Annotated in this window: 12 protein-coding genes and 1 other RNA gene; 3 read left to right on the top strand and 10 right to left on the bottom strand. The window is 60.3% G+C overall.

The window, feature by feature from the left end; genetic code table 11:
• The first annotated feature begins 37 nt into the window (after positions 1 to 37).
• Positions 38 to 1,039, top strand: a complete 1,002-nt coding sequence (locus tag EI291_RS20000) for a long-chain-fatty-acid--protein ligase (RefSeq protein ID WP_125424058.1) — start codon at positions 38 to 40, stop codon at positions 1,037 to 1,039.
• Positions 1,040 to 1,310: 271 nt separating this feature from the next.
• Here EI291_RS20000 and EI291_RS19995 read toward each other — a convergent pair whose 3' ends face one another.
• The 9 genes from EI291_RS19995 to EI291_RS19955 form a co-directional block, all read right to left on the bottom strand.
• The gene (locus EI291_RS19995) at positions 1,311 to 1,811 is read right to left on the bottom strand and encodes a YetF domain-containing protein (RefSeq protein WP_125424057.1); all 501 of its coding nucleotides are present in this window, start codon (positions 1,809 to 1,811) and stop codon (positions 1,311 to 1,313) included.
• Between the two features lie 69 nt (positions 1,812 to 1,880).
• Positions 1,881 to 3,059: a sigma-54-dependent transcriptional regulator gene (locus tag EI291_RS19990; RefSeq protein ID WP_125424056.1), complete on the bottom strand. Its 1,179-nt coding sequence runs from the start codon at positions 3,057 to 3,059 to the stop codon at positions 1,881 to 1,883.
• A 243-nt stretch (positions 3,060 to 3,302) separates the two neighbouring features.
• Positions 3,303 to 5,936 (bottom strand): glycoside hydrolase family 5 protein, encoded by a 2,634-nt coding sequence (locus EI291_RS19985; protein WP_125424055.1) that lies wholly within the window; start codon positions 5,934 to 5,936, stop codon positions 3,303 to 3,305.
• 186 nt (positions 5,937 to 6,122) lie between these two features.
• Positions 6,123 to 6,578, bottom strand: an RNA gene (gene rnpB, locus EI291_RS19980) — RNase P RNA component class A.
• A gap of 524 nt (positions 6,579 to 7,102) precedes the next feature.
• A complete protein-coding gene (locus EI291_RS19975) occupies positions 7,103 to 8,959 on the bottom strand; it encodes a M1 family metallopeptidase (RefSeq protein ID WP_125424054.1) in 1,857 nt (618 codons plus the stop codon).
• A 190-nt stretch (positions 8,960 to 9,149) separates the two neighbouring features.
• Positions 9,150 to 9,542: a RidA family protein gene (locus EI291_RS19970; RefSeq protein WP_125424053.1), complete on the bottom strand. Its 393-nt coding sequence runs from the start codon at positions 9,540 to 9,542 to the stop codon at positions 9,150 to 9,152.
• Positions 9,543 to 9,618: 76 nt separating this feature from the next.
• Entirely contained in the window at positions 9,619 to 10,593 is a 975-nt protein-coding gene (locus tag EI291_RS19965; protein WP_125424052.1) for a helix-turn-helix transcriptional regulator, read from the bottom strand.
• 108 nt (positions 10,594 to 10,701) lie between these two features.
• A complete protein-coding gene (locus EI291_RS19960; RefSeq protein WP_125424051.1) occupies positions 10,702 to 11,817 on the bottom strand; it encodes a Smr/MutS family protein in 1,116 nt (371 codons plus the stop codon).
• Between the two features lie 105 nt (positions 11,818 to 11,922).
• Entirely contained in the window at positions 11,923 to 12,882 is a 960-nt protein-coding gene (locus EI291_RS19955; RefSeq protein WP_240635614.1) for a YfiM family protein, read from the bottom strand.
• Positions 12,883 to 13,071: 189 nt separating this feature from the next.
• Between EI291_RS19955 and EI291_RS19950 the strand changes: the two genes are divergently transcribed.
• Positions 13,072 to 15,897: a DUF4961 domain-containing protein gene (locus EI291_RS19950; RefSeq protein ID WP_170172734.1), complete on the top strand. Its 2,826-nt coding sequence runs from the start codon at positions 13,072 to 13,074 to the stop codon at positions 15,895 to 15,897.
• A 102-nt stretch (positions 15,898 to 15,999) separates the two neighbouring features.
• Here the strand turns inward: EI291_RS19950 and EI291_RS19945 are convergent, their stop codons facing one another.
• Positions 16,000 to 16,848 carry an N-acetylglucosamine kinase gene (locus tag EI291_RS19945; protein ID WP_125424050.1) on the bottom strand — a complete coding sequence of 283 codons (849 nt, stop codon included), beginning with the start codon at positions 16,846 to 16,848 and terminating at the stop codon, positions 16,000 to 16,002.
• Between the two features lie 361 nt (positions 16,849 to 17,209).
• On the opposite strand from EI291_RS19945, the gene EI291_RS19940 reads away from it, so the two are divergent.
• A complete protein-coding gene (locus tag EI291_RS19940) occupies positions 17,210 to 18,301 on the top strand; it encodes a T9SS type A sorting domain-containing protein (RefSeq protein WP_125424049.1) in 1,092 nt (363 codons plus the stop codon).
• Positions 18,302 to 18,306 lie beyond the last annotated feature (5 nt).

The raw sequence follows: 18,306 nt of genomic DNA, 5'->3' as shown, positions 1-18,306 counted from the left end.
CATTGTTCTATTATTCCGCTAACCCTAAGCTCGCCGAATGAGTTTCCGCGAAGATTACCTGCGTCAGTTGCCCACTGTAACCTCCGCCACGGCTCCGGCCGCCGCTCTGGCTCTGTTCCGGTACCAGGCACAGCACTGCGCACCTTACGCGGCCTATCTGCAGGCGTTGGGCTGCCGGCCGGAGCAGGTGCAGCGGCCGGAGGATATTCCGTTTCTGCCCATCGAGTTCTTTAAAACCCAGGATGTGCGCACCGATGCCGCCGACTGGGAGCCGCAGGAAACCTTCCTGAGCAGCGGCACCACCCGCCAGAGCCGCAGCCAGCACTTCGTGCGCGAGCCGCTGCTTTACCGCCAGCACGCCGCCCGCATCTTCGAGCAGTTCTACGGCCCGCTTACCGGCTGGACGTTTCTGGCCCTGCTGCCCTCGTACCTGGAGCAGGGCAATTCCTCGCTAGTGGCCATGGTGGAGTACTTTGCTCAGGCCTCGGGTCAGACGCAGCCCGCCTTTTTCCTGCGCGACCATGAGGCGCTGCTGGCCGCTTTGGCTGAGGCCAAGCAGGAGCCTAACCGCAAGGTGCTGCTGCTAGGCGTGAGCTACGCGCTGCTGGATTTTGCCGCCGCCTATGCCGGCCGGCCCGAACTGCACGGCCTCACGGTTCTGGAAACCGGGGGCATGAAAGGCCGCCGCCGCGAGATGATCCGGGAAGAACTGCACCAGGAGCTACAACAAGCCTTCGGGCCGGTCGGTATCCACTCCGAGTACGGCATGACGGAACTGCTGGGCCAGGCCTATAGCTTCGGTGACGGCCGTTTTCATGCGCCACCCCAGCTGCGCGTCCTGCTACGTGACCCTTCCGACCCATTCTCCGTATCGGCTGACCGCGCCGCCGGGGCCCTCAACGTCATCGACCTGGCCAACGTGGACAGCTGCGCCTTCATCGAAACCAAGGACCTAGCCCGGATGCACCCCGATGGATCGTTTGAAGTGCTGGGCCGCTTGGATAACTCCGACGTGCGCGGCTGCAATCAAATGGTGTAAGATCAAAAAATGATATCTAATTATGGCGGTGCTAAAAATCAAGAATAGCAGTTATGGTCAAGCAGATTCTTTTTGGAATAGCAGCTGCTCTGCTTGGGGCTTGGGTGTGTACGTCTCTCAGTTTTTATAGCAACGGAGGGACTTCTTTATTCGAGGATATCGGGTGGGCATTGGTAGGGGCACTATTAGGCTTGATTGGCGGCGTATAGCTCGCCAGAAAAAGAGTCAGAAGCTAAGCGCTTTCTTCCGAAAGCGCTTGTTTTCCAGATATTCAAGTCTTCTTCACCACCGTAATCACGCCGTCGTGCTCCAGGCGTACTTTTTCCAGGGTGCTGAGGTCGTCGGTGTTGGCGGCGGCCCGGATGCCGGCGCGTAATTCCGGCTCGCTCACACTGGCCCGACGTAGCTCGTGCTGGTGAATGGTGGTGCCCTCGGCCAATACGGAATCGGAGCCTTTCACCAGCCGGCGCAGGGTGGGCGAGAAGTATAGCGCGTAGGCCAGCGCCCGGTGTACTGCCACCAGTGCCGCGGCGGCCACGAAGGTGATGCCCATAGGCGCATCGGCAATAATAACGCGGCTGAGCAAGGCCCCGAACATGAACTTCACCACCATATCCAGGGCGCTGTTGCCGCCGAAGGTGCGCCGGCCTGAGAGCCGTAGCAGCACCAGCGCCACCAAAAACACCAGCACCGCCCGGGCGCAGGTCTGGGCCACGGTGATGGTATCGGCCGTGGCCTGCATACCGAGTAGTTGATCGAAAAAGGCTTCCATAGATACGTAAAATGCCGGCCCGGGCGGGTCGGCATTTTACGTACGCAGGTGGCGGTGGTAGTGGCTGAATTACTTGCCGGCAAAGGCGCGGGCGTCGGCTTCCGTGATGGTGTCGTCGCTCATAATCACCAGGCGCTCTACCACGTTGCGCAGCTCCCGGATGTTGCCGCGCCAGTCGAGGCTCTGCAGGTACTTCAGGGCCGCGGCATCCACTTTCTTGGGCTTGTTGCCGTAGTCCTGGGCAATGTCCTTGAGGAATTTCTCGATGAGGGCCGGGATGTCGTCGCGCCGGTCGTTAAGGGCGGGCACCTGAATCAGGATGACGGACAGGCGGTGGTAGAGGTCCTCGCGGAAGTTTTTGTCGGCAATTTCCTGCAGTAGGTTTTTGTTGGTGGCGGCCAGCACGCGTACGTTCACCGAAATTTCCTTTTCACCGCCCACGCGGGTAATCTTGCTTTCCTGTAGGGCGCGCAGCACCTTGGCCTGTGCCGAAAGGCTCATGTCGCCGATTTCGTCCAGAAACAGCGTGCCACCATCGGCCTGCTCAAACTTGCCGATGCGCTGCTTCACGGCCGAGGTGAACGAGCCCTTCTCGTGCCCGAACAGCTCCGACTCAATCAGTTCCGACGGAATGGCGGCGCAGTTCACCTCCACCAGCGGGCCGCCGGCGCGGTTGCTGAGCTCGTGCAGCTGCCGGGCCACCATTTCCTTGCCCGCGCCGTTGGGCCCGGTGATGAGCACGCGGGCATCGGTGGGGGCTACCTTCTCAATGGCCTTGCGCACGGCCGACAGTGCCTCGGAGTCGCCAATCATTTCCGAGTTCTTGGCCAGCTTTTTCTTGAGCGTTTTGTTCTCAGTGCTGAGCTTGGTGGTTTCGGTGGCGAGCTTGCTGTGGTCGAGGGCGTTACGCACGGTTACCAGCAGACGGTTGAGGTCTGGCGGCTTTTGCAGGAAATCGTAGGCGCCCTTCTTGGTGGCGTCCACGGCCATTTCCACGTTGCCGTGGGCCGATACCATGATGAACGTGGCCCCGGGGGCCAGAATGCGGGCCCGCTCCAGCACCTCAATGCCGTCCATCTTGGGCATTTTCACGTCGCAGAGCACCACGTCGTACTTGTCGCGGATGAGCATGTCGAGGCCGGTGGGGCCGTCCTCGGCCTGGTCTACCTGGTAGCTTTCGTATTCCAGAATTTCCTTCAGCGTGTGCCGAATGGCCTTTTCGTCGTCGATAATGAGAATGCGGGGCATAGAAAAAGGAAGGGTGTAGGATGCGAAAGGTACAAAACGCGCCGCCGAATTGCAGGGTTTAGTAAGCCTGAAACATGCACGGAGCGCCCTGTTACTCCGGTCCGACGGCGGAGCCGTCCGACCGGTTGCCATTCGCGCCGTTTCCAACGTCATTGTTCTGGCATCAGCACGCAACCAACCGGTCGGACGGCTACGCCGTCGGACCGGAGGCGTGTCCGCAACAGTTCCTTGCTCAGTCCAGAGCTACCGCAACTCTACCGATTCAATATCCAGATACGGCCGCTCTGAGGTGGCTGACGCGGCGGCGGGGGCCAGCAGAATCTGTAGCACTTCGGCCTGGGCCAGCGGCAGGGCAGCGGGGCCGTCGGCACGGAACGTCATCGGCAGGAAGCTGGGATAGGGGCGCGGCAACAGCACCTGCTGGGCCGGCTGGAACGCCGTCAGCGGCACCCTGATTTCCTGCAGCTCCGGGCCCACGGCCACTTCCGTGGCGTAGGCCGCGGCGTCGCGGGTGGTGAGCACCAGCCGCACCGGGCCGGCTCCGCCACCGCACCGGGCCCGCAGCACCAGTTCCCGGAAAGTGCCGGTTTCGGCGGCGCGGGCGGTTAGCCGGTCGCTAAAATAGGCGCGCAGAAAGGCCACTGGGGCCTGCGGATCGAAGAAGGCGGGCGGACTGGCCGGGGTGGGGGCCTGGAGCAGGCGCAGTGCCAGCTGGCCGCTGCCGGTGGTTATGTAATCGGCCCAGCCGCCTCCGTTGACGCCGCCGGTTTCCACCCGGTTCTGGTCCTGGGCGGCTCGGAACAGCGGGAGCGAAGCGCCGGTGGGCACAATGGAGGATTCCCAATGGTCCTGGGGAGCATAATCCCAGCTGAGGGGGCTGCCGGCAAAGCCACCGGGGAAGGTGGTGGTTTGCCGGTTCCGCTTCACCACCACCCAACAGCGTAGCTGACCGGGGTAGAGCAGCTCGGCCGGCACGGTGGCTTCGGCGGTAGTGAGGGTGGGGCGGCGCATCAGAATCGTGCGCGTCGGGCCGTAGAAATGCTGGGCAATCAGCAGCACCGAATCGGTCGGCTCCGCCCCAGCCACGGTAGCACGCACCAGGGCCGGCTGACCGGCGGGCAGTTGAGCCGGAGCCTCGTGCAGCACCTGCACCGGACCCGGAGTAGGAGCCGGGGCCACAAACTCGCCCAGCCGGATAGCGCCCAGCGGGGTTTGCGCCGAGTACGCCGCCGTGCTTTTGCCCCGGGCCGCCACCACGTACACGCCGGGTTGCAGGGCTACCGTACCGTCGTTGGCCTGGCCCTGAAACGTGTTGCCCTCATTCAACCCGCGCACCGTGAAATCAGCGCCCACGCCCGGCAGCGCAAGGCGCAGGGGCTGGGTATTCCATGCAATGCGCGTGACGGGCTGGCGCAACGAGGTTTTGGCGAATGGGTCTCGCACCTGAATGGCATCGGGCATTACCTCCAGCCGCCATACGCCGGGGACCAGCCGGTCAAGGAAGTACGCACCCGTGCCCTGGTACTGCACCACCGGTGAGGAACCCGTACCGGCTACGCGGCGCAGCGCGGTGGGCTGGCGCGGGGCTGTGGTGGTGGTGCTGGTGTAGTAGAACTCTGCGGGCGTGTTCAGCTCGCTCAGGCTGTTGCGGTAGCTCACCCGGAAACCGTCGAAAGTGGAATCCTGGGGGTACGTGGCAAATTGCTGGTTGCGCTTCACCTGCCGGAATACCCGGCCTGCAATCAGCAGGCTGATGGCTTTGGCGGGTGTGTAGGCCAGGTTCAGGTAGTGCGTCTGGTATTCGGTGTTGGCGTGGGCTAGGGCCAGCGGGTCGTAGGCGAACTGGGTGGCCCACTGGAAGCCAGCGCTGCGGAAGCTGCGGGCCATCAGCGGGTACATCACCGGCTGCAGAATATCGGCCGATTCAAACTCGTACACCAACCGGGGCTTGCCGGCAAAGCGCGGGTCCCGGGCGTACGGAATCGGGTACTGCTGCACCAGCGGCAGCAGGTTGCCGCGCAGCGTGTGTCCGTTCACCAGCGCCGAGGGGTACCACTGAAACGTGAAGCCCTGCACCGGACTGCCCAGAATGGCGTTAGCCACGGCCGGGCTTTCGGCCAGGTTGTAGAAGATGGGCTTGCGGTAGCCGGTGGAGCGCATGGCGGCCACCATCCGCTGCACAAACTCGCTTACCTCGGCCTCGGGCTGGCGGTAGTGGGGTTCGTTGCACACCTCGAAGGCGATGATATCGGGGTCTTCGCGGTTGAGCAGGCCGGTGTATTGGTTGCGGTGGTTGAGGAACTGCCGCAGGTAGTTTTCCTGGGCCCGGATGGCGCGCGGATGGTTGTAGGCGCGGGCCTTGGGGTAGATGGCCGAGAAGCCAGTCTGGGCCGTGTCGGGCTCAGGGTAGCCGTTGCCCCAGTAGGCAATGGGCGTCAGCACCGTTTTAATGCCGCGCTGCTTGAGTCGCTGCAACAGGTAATCGAGCAGGCGCAGGTGCTCATTCGCCAGCACGTTGCCCAGCGTGTCACTTATTTCCACGTCCCAGACGTGCACCCGAAACGCGGTGATGCCCAGCCGGGACAGGTGGTACACATCTTGGTCAATACCCTGCTCGGGCGACACGCCCAGGCGGCGGTGCGCCCGGTAGGAGTGGGCAAAGGGCGTGGTATAGTTGACGCCGAACAGGGCCACTTCCTCCTTCGAGCCCTGCCAGCGCAGCACCCCGGCCGCATCCACGTACACGTTGGCCGGTTTGGGCGGGTTTTTCTGAGCGAAGGCGGGCAGGAAGGTCAGCAGCGCCAGCAGCCCGCTAAGGCTCAGCGGCATCCAGAACCAGCGGCAGCGACGAGCCACCAGGGAAATCAAATCAGGCATTATGCAAACGATTGTGTATGCGAAATAACACTAATTGCCCCGATTTTCCGGGATACTATAAACTAAAGCTAGGTTTAGTTCCCCTCCTTTCTAAGGAGGGGAACTAAACCTAGCTTTAGTCTACAACCAGCGGTAGGCAGCAACCAAAACGGCCGCCGCACCCGAAGATGCGGCGGCCGTTTGAAGTGGCGTGATGAGTCTGTAAGCCGGGTTTTGTCCGCCCGCCCGAAAGCACGCGGCCCCACCATTTATCTAGGCCCGAACTTGCGCGCGGGCTCCATCAACCTACCCGCCAGCGCCGGACGAGCCGCCCGGTGCGCCCCCGAAGGGCCGCGTACTGGCTTATTTGGTCTTTCAACCCCTGAGGTTTACCCAGCCGGACTGGTCACCCAGCCGCTGGTGCGCTCTTACCGCACCTTTTCACCCTTACCAAAAGTGAGATGGTGAAATGGTGAGATTGTGAAATTCACAACTTCACCTTTCACAACTTCACCGCCTGGCGGTACTTTTCTGTGGCACTGGCTGTCCTGAGAAGCTTTACGCCGCCCAGTCCTTCCCGTTAGGAAGCAGGGTGCTCTGCGTTGCCCGGACTTTCCTCGTCGCCATTCTTGCGTTTGGCGCCGCGGTGGGGCGACCCATCACTGCGGGCAAAGGTAGGGGGTTATTCAAAGAGAAAAATTTCTTTTATTTCTTCAGTCATCTTCGTCCTCTGAATCATCTGGATTTGGGTATTGGGAGAGCTTAATTCCCAAGCCAATTTTACCTGCTAACCGGATGAGTTCAGTGGGAAATAGATTACTCTGAGTTACTTGGTTGAACATCTTAGTCCAGATACCAAAATCAAGGTGGAAATTGCTGTTATCTAGGTCCCGACATTTGTTGCCTAAAAGCTCCAAGTCTTTCTGGTAGCGTTTGAGGAATAGTATCGTATCTGCAACTCTGCAACCTGTTCTTCAAATTGATGAAAGTCGCCTTCACCAGCGACAATTCCGAACCCAGAACTATTCCAAATTCGCTTGCCCGACTCAGATAGTGTGCCTTGTTTATGCACACTAGTATCGTCGATTTCAAGGTTAAGGCTGGTTTCTGTAAGGGAAGCTATAAGTGACTCGATGTCAAAATTTTGCGCTGAAAAGCGTAGAATACAAGCCATTGTGGTTATCTCTTTACTTCCCCTCCCACACATTATCCTTCGGGTAGCTGTCGGGCACGAGGGTGGCGCCTAGCTTCACCTGCTTCACGGCTTTGGTGGTAGTCAGGGGTACGGTTACGGTTTTCGCGCCCTGTTCCCACACGCCGATGGTGCGGTGCAGCTTCTCGGTGGAGTTGTCCTGGTAAGTTACGGTGAGGTCCACGGGTACGGGCTTGGTGCCTTTGGCTTCCACTACCACATCGTAGCCCGCCGATGTTTTGGTCACCTGCTGGATGGCCAGGTCGGGGTAGCCGCCGTCGAAGAACCAGCGCTGCCAGAACCAGTTGAGGTTGCGGCCGGCCCCGGCGTTCATCGAGTTGAAGAAGTCGTAGGGCATGGGGTGCTTGCCGTTCCACTGGCGGATGTAGGTGTGCAGGGCCTTCGTGAACAGCTCGTCGCCCAGCAAATCCTTCACGTAGAGGTAGCCCAGGCCCGGCTTGGGGTAGGAGTTGAGGAAGAACGGCGTGCCCGTCTGCTGGGTGCTGAGCGTGACGATGGGCAGGTCCACCTCGGTATCAGCGGCGGCGGCGTAGGGGGCAATGCCGTAGTCATCGTCGAGCTTGGGGTCGATGATGCCCGAAATCAGCCACTCGCCAATGGTGGCCCAGCCCTCATCCATCCAGCCGTACTTGGTTTCGTTGATGCCCATGTAAAACGGGAACATCGTGTGGAAGATTTCGTGGTCGGTGAGGGTAATGGCGTCTTCGCGGGTGCTGGTGGGGTTGTCGTTCACCATCATTGGGTACTCCATCTGGTCCAGCCCGTCAAAAATGGTTTCGTGCGGGTAGGGGAAGGGCCACTTGGGGAAGGTGTAGCTCATGGCCTCAACCGTTTTGCGGGCGAAGTGAATTACCTCCTCGTAATCCTTGTGCTCGGGGTTGTACACGGCATCCACGCGGGTGCGGCGCTTAATGGCGGGGTCCACTACCAGGCTGCTGGCCTGCCACACGTAATGGTCGGCGGTGGCAAACACAAAGTCCGTCACGTTTTTCGCCTCGAAGTGCCAACTGGTTTGGGCCGTGGTAATGTCCTTTGCCTTGAGGTCGGCGGCGGTGATGATGCTGGTGATGCCGTCTTTGGTTTCGGCCTCGCGCAGGCGCTGGGCGTATTTCTTGTTCAGCACTTTGTCGGCGTTGGTCAGGTCGCCGGTGGCCCACACCACAAAGTTGCGGGGCACGGTCACGTCCACCGAGAAGTTGGCGAAGTCGTTGTAGAACTCCTGGCTGCCGATGTAGGGGTTGCGGTTCCAGCCGTCAATGTCGTCGTACACGGCCACGCGGGGGAAGAAGTAGGCCACGAAATCAGCCCCCGGCTCCACCTCGCCGGTGCGCATGTGCGAGCTTTTGTTGAGCGTGTACGAGTACGTAACGGAAATCTGGGCCGTTTGCTTCGTTCCAATTGCCCGCCGAACCGGCACCGCCAGATTGGTAAAGTCTGCCTTGAGCTTGGCTACATCCACTGCCTGACCGTTGATGGTCAGCTTTTCAATCTTCATACCCTCGCCTTCGTCCTCGGGCTTGATGCCACCGGCCCGGGGCGCGCCCTTCTGGTAATAGTTGGGGTAGAGCTTGAACCACAGCTGCCGCAGTGAGTCGGGGCTTTGGTTGTGGTAGGCAATATCGGCGGTACCTAATACGTGACGGGTACCGGGGTCGAAGCTCACCTTCAGCTTATAGTCGGCCGAGTTCTGCCAGTAGTTGGGGCCGGGCTGGCCGGTTTCCGAGCGGGTGCCTTTGGCATATGTGGCCTTCAGGTTGCGCGGTACGGGCAGCTGCTGAGCGGCCAGCGTGAGGGGGAGGAGAGAAGCGGCGAGAAGCGCGGGGAATTTCATAAAGCGGACTGGTTTCAGCCGCAAAGTAACCAGATGCCCTCGGAGAGTTGCGCACAAAACTATCTGGCTGAACAAAGCACAGAAGCTGACGCCCTTTTGCGGTGATAAGTGTTCCTCGCTTTGCCTGGTACCACAAACACAAAAGGCCCGACAAACTGCCGGGCCCCGGAATGAAATAGTGGTAAGAGACTTATTTCACCACGGTAGCTTCAAGCTCTACCGTTAGCGAAGCAAACAAGCCTTTTACCTCCAGCAGAGTAGTCGCCTGCTTGATGCCGTGCTTGGCAATCCAGTTCTGATACACGTCCGAGCACGAGGTAAAAAACTCCATGGTGGAGGTGGTGAATACATTTAGCCGAACAATGTTGCGCGGCTCGTAGCCCGCCTCTCCAATTAGCTGCTCCAGGTTCTGAATAGTTTGGAGCAGCTGACTGCGCATGTCGGCGGTGCTGGGTGCTCCATGCTCATCGATGGCTACCTGCCCGGAGCAGTACAGCGTGCCCTCGGCCTGCTTGATTTCGACGGCCTGCACCGAGTTGGTTCTCTCGCCCCATTTCCACGGGTCAACGGTTCGCTTTTCCATTTTTCTGCCTTTTTAGGTTGGGTGAAAACGTGTTGGTCATTTGACACCACAAACCTCGGGTCCTCTCCTGACAGCCCTATGTCAGCATGTTTTCGGGCGGGCAAAAAAAAGTATACGCCCGCTGCGCCAGCTCGCGCAGGTGTTCCTGCAATGCGGGGGGCTCCACAACCGTAACGGCCCCCGCGTACGGAAGTAGCCAGGCCGCCACGTACGGCAACGAACCGATAAACAGAGTTATTTCCAGGCGGCCATCGGGCAATGGCTGCTCATGCGCCCAGCCGTACTGGTGTTTGGTGTCGTGGAGCTGTTGGGCCAGGGCGGGCAGCACGGTACTAGCCTGGAAGTGAAGGACTACTTTTTCCCTGCTGCGGCGGGAAGCCTCCGCGGCCCAGTATTGCTCCAGGGTTTCGGGGCGGGCGGTAAAGGTTTCAGGGCCGAGCGTGGCCTGCTGCACCCGGTCGAGGCGAAAGTTGCGGAACTCCTGCCGCAGCCGGCAGTACGCCACCACGTGCCAGTGCCGACTCAGATACAGCCCAATAGGCTCAATGTCGCGGGTGCTGGTTTGCCCCGTTTCGGCCGCCTGATACGCCAGATGCACCACCCGCTGGGTTGCCACAGCGGTTACCAGCAGCTGGTGGAGGCTGGCCTGCGTGAGCGGGTGCTCCCGCCGTAGCACCTGAATGTGGGGAGCCAGTGTTTCGAGGTAGTCCCGGTCGGGGCGGCGCAGCACGGCCCGCAGTTTATCCATGGCCGAGGCGCTGAGCCGGGCCGTTGGGGTATCCGTGAGACGGGCGGCCAGCTTCTCGGCCGTAAGTAGGGCCGTGGCCTCTTCGCGCGTGAACATGACGGGCGGCAGCCGGTAGCCATCCACCAACGAGTAGCCCACGCCCGGTTCGCCCAGCAGCGGTACGCCCGCCTGTTCCAGCGTGCGCAGGTCGCGGTAAATGGTGCGCAGGCTCACGCTGAATTGTTCTGCCAGCGCCGGCCCGCTGACCACGCGTTTTGCCTGGAGCTGAATGAGAATGGCCGTAACCCGGTCAAATCGGTTCATTAGTGAGTAAAAAGGACTGCCGGGCCAGCGCGTTCAGCACCCATCCGGACATACCAAAGCCCCCATTATACCCCTACATGAGTAGGCACAACGGAGGCTTCGATGTAGTTATTTCAGGCGCACCAGCGTGGCACCATAGCCGAACTTCTCTTTCTTGGAGTCCTCGAAGAACTTGATGTCCCGGTTGCGGCTGAGCAGCTTGTGTAGCTCTTTGCGCAGAGTGCCGTTGCCGGAGCCGTGGATGAAGATGATTTCGTGCATGTTGGTGGCCAGGGCGCGGCTCAGGGTGTCCTCGAAGGCTTCGAGCTGCAGCTTGAGGATGGCCGTGTTGCTCAGGCCCTCGGCTCCTTCCGGCATCAGGGCTTCCAGGTGCAGGTCTACCTCGTGGGGCGGGGCTACTAGGGCTTTGGCGGGCTCGGGGGCCGGGGCCACGGCGGCGGGCTTGGCGGGGGCGTTGCCGCTGAGCTGGGCTTTTAGCGTTTCGGCCAGTTTCTCGGGGGCAATAACTGCCGGGGCAGCGGGCTTCTCATCCAGCTGAAATAGGTAGGCTTCACGCTGCAGCACCGGCACGTTGGGCTGGCGGCTGGTGTAGAAGCTGGCGGCCTTGAATTGCAGCCGCTTGGTGAGCAGCTCGTAGGCCTCGGTGCCGTTGAACTGGTAGGGCAACAGCTGCACCACGGCCGCCGGCCACTGGTCGAAATCCTTGAGGTGCCAGTGGCCCAGGGCCGGGCTGGCGGCTTTGGCTTCCAGCTTTTCGGCCTTCAGGGCGCGGTACTTGCCCTGGCGCTCCTCCCCGAAAGTGTAGAGCACGTCCCGGTCGGTGTGGTTAACCAGGTGCAGCGCCAGCAGCTCCGGCGACTGGTGGGTGAGAGCCAGATACAGGCCCTTCTGCACCGGCGGGGCCACGGTTTTGTCGGCTTTCACCGGGGCGGGGCCTTCCGTTTTGACGGGGGCGGGACTGGGGGCCAGCTTGCCCGAGGCTTTGGCGGCCCGCGCGGCGTGGGCCGCACCGGTAGCAGCCGCTTTCTTCTCGGAAGCTACGGCGGCGGCGCTCTGGCCGAAGGCTTTGGTTTCCTCGGCGGCTACTACCACCACTTCGCGGCGCAGTACCGGAATGGTGAAATCGTTATCAATGGCTACTTCCACCAGCTCGTCGCTGAGCAGGCGGGTAACAATGCCTTCTTCGCGCCCGGTGAGCAGGCGTACACGGTCTCCAACGTTCATATCAACTAACTAAAAAAATGCGGGTGGAAAGGGAAGTAAAGGTAGCGGGCAAAACGGGCCCGCGCTGAAACAGGCTGTACGGGGTTTCGCGGCGGCCGGATTAGGTTAGTAATACAACCCGTGCGCCACCAGGCCGCGCCGGGCGTTCCATTCCAGGGCGGGGGCGGGCAGGTGGAAAATGCTGGCTACGTAAAATACCCGCTTCAGCAGCTTGCTACGGGTCGGAATCCGGCGCAGATCCACGTCGAAACTCAGGTAGTACTGGCGGTAGGGGCGCAGGCCGAGGGCCGCGTTGGCATCGGCGTCGTTGTACACCATTTGCTGGGCACCGTAGCCCACGGCCGGCTGCAGCCAGCGGGGCCAGCGCGAGGTACTGGGCAGCCACGCGCCTACGTCGGCGCAGAGCCAGTACGTCTGGCCGTTGTAGTCCTTCAGGTACTGCTCTCCCAAACTCTTGCCCAGCACGTTGGGCCGCAGTCGGGCGTAGCGGGTAGTATGAAAGGAGTATTTCGGCATGATGCGTACCTCATTCCAGGCCAGTTGCTGCCCAATCAATCCTGCCGAACCCAGGAAGTTGGCCGCCAAGTCGGTGGCCGAAGCCCCGTACTCCGGGTCCCGGCCGTCGAGCAGCTCAATGGGGCTCTGGAGCAGAAATCCCACGAAGCCCCCGTACCAGGTGGCCCGCCGGTCGGGTACACCGGCCCAGCGCAGCATGTCTACCGCGCCCCGGCTTTCATGAAACGCGCCCCAGAAGTGGCCGGCTTTATCCATCTGCTTCCACTCGGGCAGGTCGTTGAACCAGTGAAAGCGCGTCCGCTCGCCGGTGTACCAGCCCTGACCCAGCAGATACATGGTAGCCGAGTATGACACCACCAGTCCGCCCGCCAGAATGGGCAGGCGCTGGCTCAGGCGGCCGGCAGGAGGCACCGTCAGGGTATCGGGAGACGGGAGAGGGGCGCGGGGCACCTGAGCCAGGGCCGGGCCGCTGCCCAGCAGCAGCGCCAGCAGCCCGGCCCGGCCACGGACCCGGAAAGTGCCGGAAAACAAGCTGAACGGTGAAGACACGGGCGGCAGAAATGAGAAATTAAAAAGCGCTTAAAGCTACAAGAAAAGCCGCTGTTGACTTGGTGGTGTGTGAGTGGTTACCTTATCTTTAATGCCCCCTTGCGCCGGTTTGGTTGAATTGCGAACTGATAAGGTCAATGGGGAATCAAAGATGAGCATCCATTTTCCAAATTCCCAACTCCTTTTTTCATGAAAGCACTTCGACTTGTACTGAGTCTGGTGGCAATGCTGGCCGCAATGCCGGTTTTGCGGGCGCAGGTGGTGACTACCCAGCCCACCTTCTTCCGCGACACCGATGCGGTAACCATTACCTTCGACGCTACCCAGGGCAATGCAGCACTAGCCAACTTCACCGGCGACGTGTACGCGCACACCGGCGTTATCACCAACCTGAGCACGACCAACTCCGACTGGAAGCACGTGAAGTTTACCAACTTCAACGCTCCTGACCCCTCGGTAAAGCTCACGCGCAGCGCCACCAACGCTAACATCTACACCCTCGCCATTACGCCAAGCGTGCGGGACTGGTATAATGTACCGGCCGGCGAAACCATCCAGAAAATTGCCATTCTGTTCCGCAACGGCACCGGTACCATCGTGGGCCGCACGGCCACCGGTGGCGACATCTTTATTGATGTAGCACAAGGGGGCCTCACGGCCCGCATTACTTCACCTGCCGTAACGGGCGCACAGTTTGTGGCGGCCGGCACGCAGGTGAGCCTCACGGGCCAGGCCTCGGCCTCGGCAGATCTGAAGTTTGCGCTGAACGGCACTACGCTGGCCCAGCAGACCGGCACGACGCTCAGCACCACCGCTACTATTTCGCAGACGGGCCGCAACGTGGTGCGTTTCTCGGCTACCAGCGCCGGTGTTACGGCCACCGACTCGGTCGTGTACGTCGTGCGTCCGGCCGTGACGGTGGCGGCGCTGCCTGCCGGTACCAAAGACGGTGTAACGTACCTGAACGGCGGTACTTCCGTTATTCTGAACCTGACCGCGCCGGGCAAACAGTTCGTGTACGCCATTGGGGAGTTCAACAATTGGCAGCCCGACAACGCCGCCTTCCTCAACAAAACCCCCGACGGCAACAACTGGTGGGTGCAGATCAATGGTCTGACGCCCGGCCGCGAATACGCCTATCAGTATTTGGTGGATGGCAGCCTGAAAGTGGCCGACCCGTACTCGGAAAAGGTGCTGGACCCCAACAACGACTCGTTTATTCCGGCCGTAACGTACCCTGGCCTGAAAGCCTACCCAACCGGTAAAACCACCGGCATTGTATCGGTGCTGCAAACCAACCAGAGCACCTACGCCTGGCAGGTAACCAACTTCCAGAAGCCCAAGCGCACCGACCTCGTGATTTACGAGCTGCATCTGCGCGACTTCATTGCCCGCCACGACTACCAGACCCTGCGCGATACGCTGGGCTACTTGCAGCGCCTGGGTGTGAACTGCATCGAGCTGATGCCCGTGAATGAGTTTGAAGGCAATGAAAGCTGGGGCTACAACCCGTCCTTCCATTTTGCCCCCGATAAATACTACGGCCCCAAGGATGAGCTGAAGCGCTTTATTGATGCCGCCCACCGCCGCGGTATTGCCGTGGTGCTGGATATGGTGCTCAACCACGCTTTCGGCCAGAACCCGATGGTGCAGATGTACTTCGATGCCGCCGCCGGTAAGCCCACGGCCAACTCGCCCTGGTTTAACGTGGATGCCACCCACCCCTTCAACGTGGGCTACGATTTCAACCACGAAAGTCCCTTCACGCGCTATTATTCCAAGCGGGTAATGGAGCACTGGCTGCGCGAGTACCACGTGGATGGCTACCGCTTCGACCTGAGCAAAGGCTTCACCCAGCGCAACAACCCCTCCGATGTAGGGGCCTGGGGCCAGTTCGACCAGTCGCGCATCAACATCTGGCAGGACTACTACAACACCATGGTGGCCGTTGACCCCACCATGTACCCGATTCTGGAGCACTTCGCTGATAACTCGGAAGAAATTGCGCTGTCGAACATCGGCCTGATGCTGTGGGGCAACATGAACTACAACTACAATGAGGCCACCATGGGCTTCCTCGCCAACTCCAACTTCAGCGGCGGCTACTACGGCGCCCGGGGTTGGGCACAGCCGAACCTGGTGACCTATATGGAAAGCCACGATGAGGAGCGCCTGATGTTCAAGAACCTGCAGTACGGTAACGCGTCGGGCGCTTACTCGGTGAAAAACCTGAACACCGCCCTGGCCCGTCAGGAGTTGGCCGCTGCCTTCTTCTTCACGGTACCCGGTCCCAAAATGGTATGGCAATTCGGCGAGTTGGGCTACGACATCAGCATCGACCAGAACGGCCGCGTGGGCAACAAGCCTATCCTGTGGAATTACCAGACGGTGCCCGCCCGCGCCAAGCTGTACAACACGTACCGCTACCTCATTGCGCTGAAGAAGATTGACCCGGTGTTCGAAAACCCCACCAGCTTCACGCAAAGCCTGAACGGGGCCGGCAAAACCATTCACCTGAGCAACGCCACCCAAAACGTAACCGTGGTTGGCAACTTCGACGTGACGAGCACCAGCGTGACGCCCGACTTCCAGCGCACCGGTAAGTGGTACAACTACCTCACCGGCGACTCCATCAACGTAACCAGCACCACGGCTCCGCTCACGCTGCAGCCCGGCGAATACGCGGTGTACACCACCACGCGCCTGAAAAAGGAGCAGCTGGTACTGGGTACGCGTCAGCAGCAGGCCGCTGCGGCGGTACTGCAGCTGGCTGCCTGGCCAAACCCGGCCGGCACCACGGCTCAGCTCAGCTACCAGCTGCCCCAGGCTACTACCGTGCAGGTTTCCATCCTGAACCTGCTGGGTGCTACCGTGAAAACCCTGCCCGCTACCCGCCAGACGGCCGGCGCGAAAGTGCAGGATCTCCCGCTGGATAACCTCAGCAACGGGGTGTACATGGTGCGTCTGAATACCGGTCAGCAGCAGCAAACCATCCGGTTGGTTGTACAACACTAACCGCTTCACACGGTTGCCTGGGCTCACGGCTCAGGCAACCCGCGTAAACAAAAAACCCCGCCACAATTGTGGCGGGGCTTTTTGTTTACGCGGGTATTTCACTTACGCGCCTTCGTGATACGACACCAGGTCGTCGATAGGGGAGCGGATGATTTTGCCGACTTCCATTCCGTTTTCGTGGGCCACCTGCGTCAGAGCGTCGCGGAAGTTGTAGCCCACCGATCCGATGCAGTTGAACGTGTAGTCCTGGTAGTTGGGGTAATGCGTAACCAGGTTGCGGAAGAAGGCCTGGAAGCTTTCCACCACCAGCTGGCGGCAGTAGCTGCTGTTGTTGTGGTCGTAGGCGAACTTGGCAAAGCTGGCCAGGAAACGGTTGGGCAGCGGCTGGTTGTAGAGGCGGTCCAGCACATCCTCGCGGGTGCCGGCTTTGTACTCGTCGCGCATGGCTTCCAGCAGCTCCGCCGGCATTTGGCCGCGCAGGTAGTCGCGCAGCAGCATTTTGCCCAGGAAGGCACCGCTGCCCTCGTCACCGAGGAAATAGGCCAGGGAGTCCACATTGTAAATGATTTTCTCGCCGTCGTAGAGGCAGGAGTTGGTGCCAGTACCCAGAATGGCAGCAAAGCCGGCCGAGCGGCCCAGCAGGGCACGGGCGGCAGCCAGCAGGTCCTCGGTTACTTCGACGCGCTTGGCATTGGGGAAAACCTCCCGCATAGCTGCCGCAATTACCTCGGCCTTGTCCGGGCCTGAAACGCCGGCACCGTAGAAATACACTTCCTGAACATCGGCGCGGGGCAGGTCATCCGGCAGGTTTTTATTCATCGAAGCCACAATGCCGGGCGTATCGATAAAGTACGGGTTGTAGCCTTCGGTATTGAAATACACGCGCTGCCCGGAGTCGGTCAGTTGGCACCAGTTGGTTTTGGTGGAGCCGCCGTCGGCAATCAGAATCATATCGAACGGAAAAAAATGAGGAAAAGGAAATGGCCCAGCCCACTTGGCAGGTCAGACGGCCCGCAAGTTCGCACTTACAAATAGCGAAACACGGAAAAGATTTTGGCACAAAAAAATACGAACTGCCCTGAAAATACCGCTAAAAATGCGCGCTAACGCGGCCGCGCGCTTTAGAACAGAGCGGATATTCGCTAAAATCGTCAAATACGCTTATATACTGTGAGTGAGTGGTTAGTAACAGGTTAATCTTAAACGGTTTAAGTTCGTATAATGGAGGAGTTTACGGTTTCAAGCTCAGCCATCAGATTCTGTATGGTGCCAGAGTGCGGCCGGTATTATTCAACCCAATTTTTTTCAACGCATGAAAAAACAGCTTACCCTCGCCGCATTTGCTTTTCTGGCTGCGGCCAGCCTGCCTGCTCAGGCTCAATTTACCGTTGATGGCACTGCCTCAGCGGCTGAAATTGGTACCGGTATCGGCAAGTACCAGCTGGCGTCTTCGTACACCGGTACCCACTCCGATGCCGACCGGGGAATCAAGGCCCTATATGTCGGCTACACGGCTACCACTCTTAATCTGATGCTGGTTGGCTCCGGTGAGGCAGCCACTTCGGGGCCCTATAAAGCCTTTGTGATGTACCTGAACGTGCCCGGCCGGACGGGCGTAGCGGCTGGTACCCAACTGCCCGGCAGCGGCGACGGATTCTCACCCCTCAAACACAAGCCCACCATGGATATGGAGGTGGATTTTGGCCTGCGCGTATCCATCGGCCCGGGGGCCGGCGACGTGTACTTCAGTCGTGCCAGCTACGTGGGCACTTCCCCCAGCGATACGTATTTGGGGCAAGGCAGTAAAACCGGCACAGCAGTTACCGCTGCCGCTACCACCGACTTCTCCGGAGCCAAGTTGGCCTACAATAACACCGCCAGCCTGGCTGCCAACACTACCAATACGGGCTGGGAGGTGGAAATTCCGCTTTCCGTGTTGGGTACGCTTACTTCACCCGTGACGGTTGGCTCCCGGGTTGATTTATTTGCCGCCTACACGGACGGTGACGGAGTTTTTACTTCCGATGTTATTCCGCCCATCAGTGGGCAGACCACCGCTCTGGGAGCTGACCCGAACTTCCGGAACATAGCCGGTACACAGGCGCTCGGCTACGTAATAGGAACTGGTCTGGTGGCAAATAGAGAAGCTGCTGAACTGCTGAAGTTTGCCGTATATCCGAACCCCAGCGCAGGTGCAGCCCAGATTACGTACCTGGTGCCAACCGGTCAGCAGAACGTAGTGCTGGAGGTATTCAACTCGCTGGGACAGCGGGTGCAGAACCTGTCGTTGGGCCGCCGGAGTGGTCCGCAAACCCAGCCGCTAAATAACCTGCAGGCCGGCTCGTATTTCGTAAAGCTGCAGGTAGGAGACCAGGTTACGGCCCGGCAACTGGCTGTGTATTAGCCTGA

The sequence above is a fragment of the Hymenobacter rigui genome (assembly GCF_003944715.1).
Taxonomy (GTDB): domain Bacteria; phylum Bacteroidota; class Bacteroidia; order Cytophagales; family Hymenobacteraceae; genus Hymenobacter; species Hymenobacter rigui.
Note: the sequence above shows the minus strand (reverse complement) of the source record. Positions and strands in the feature narration are given on the sequence as shown.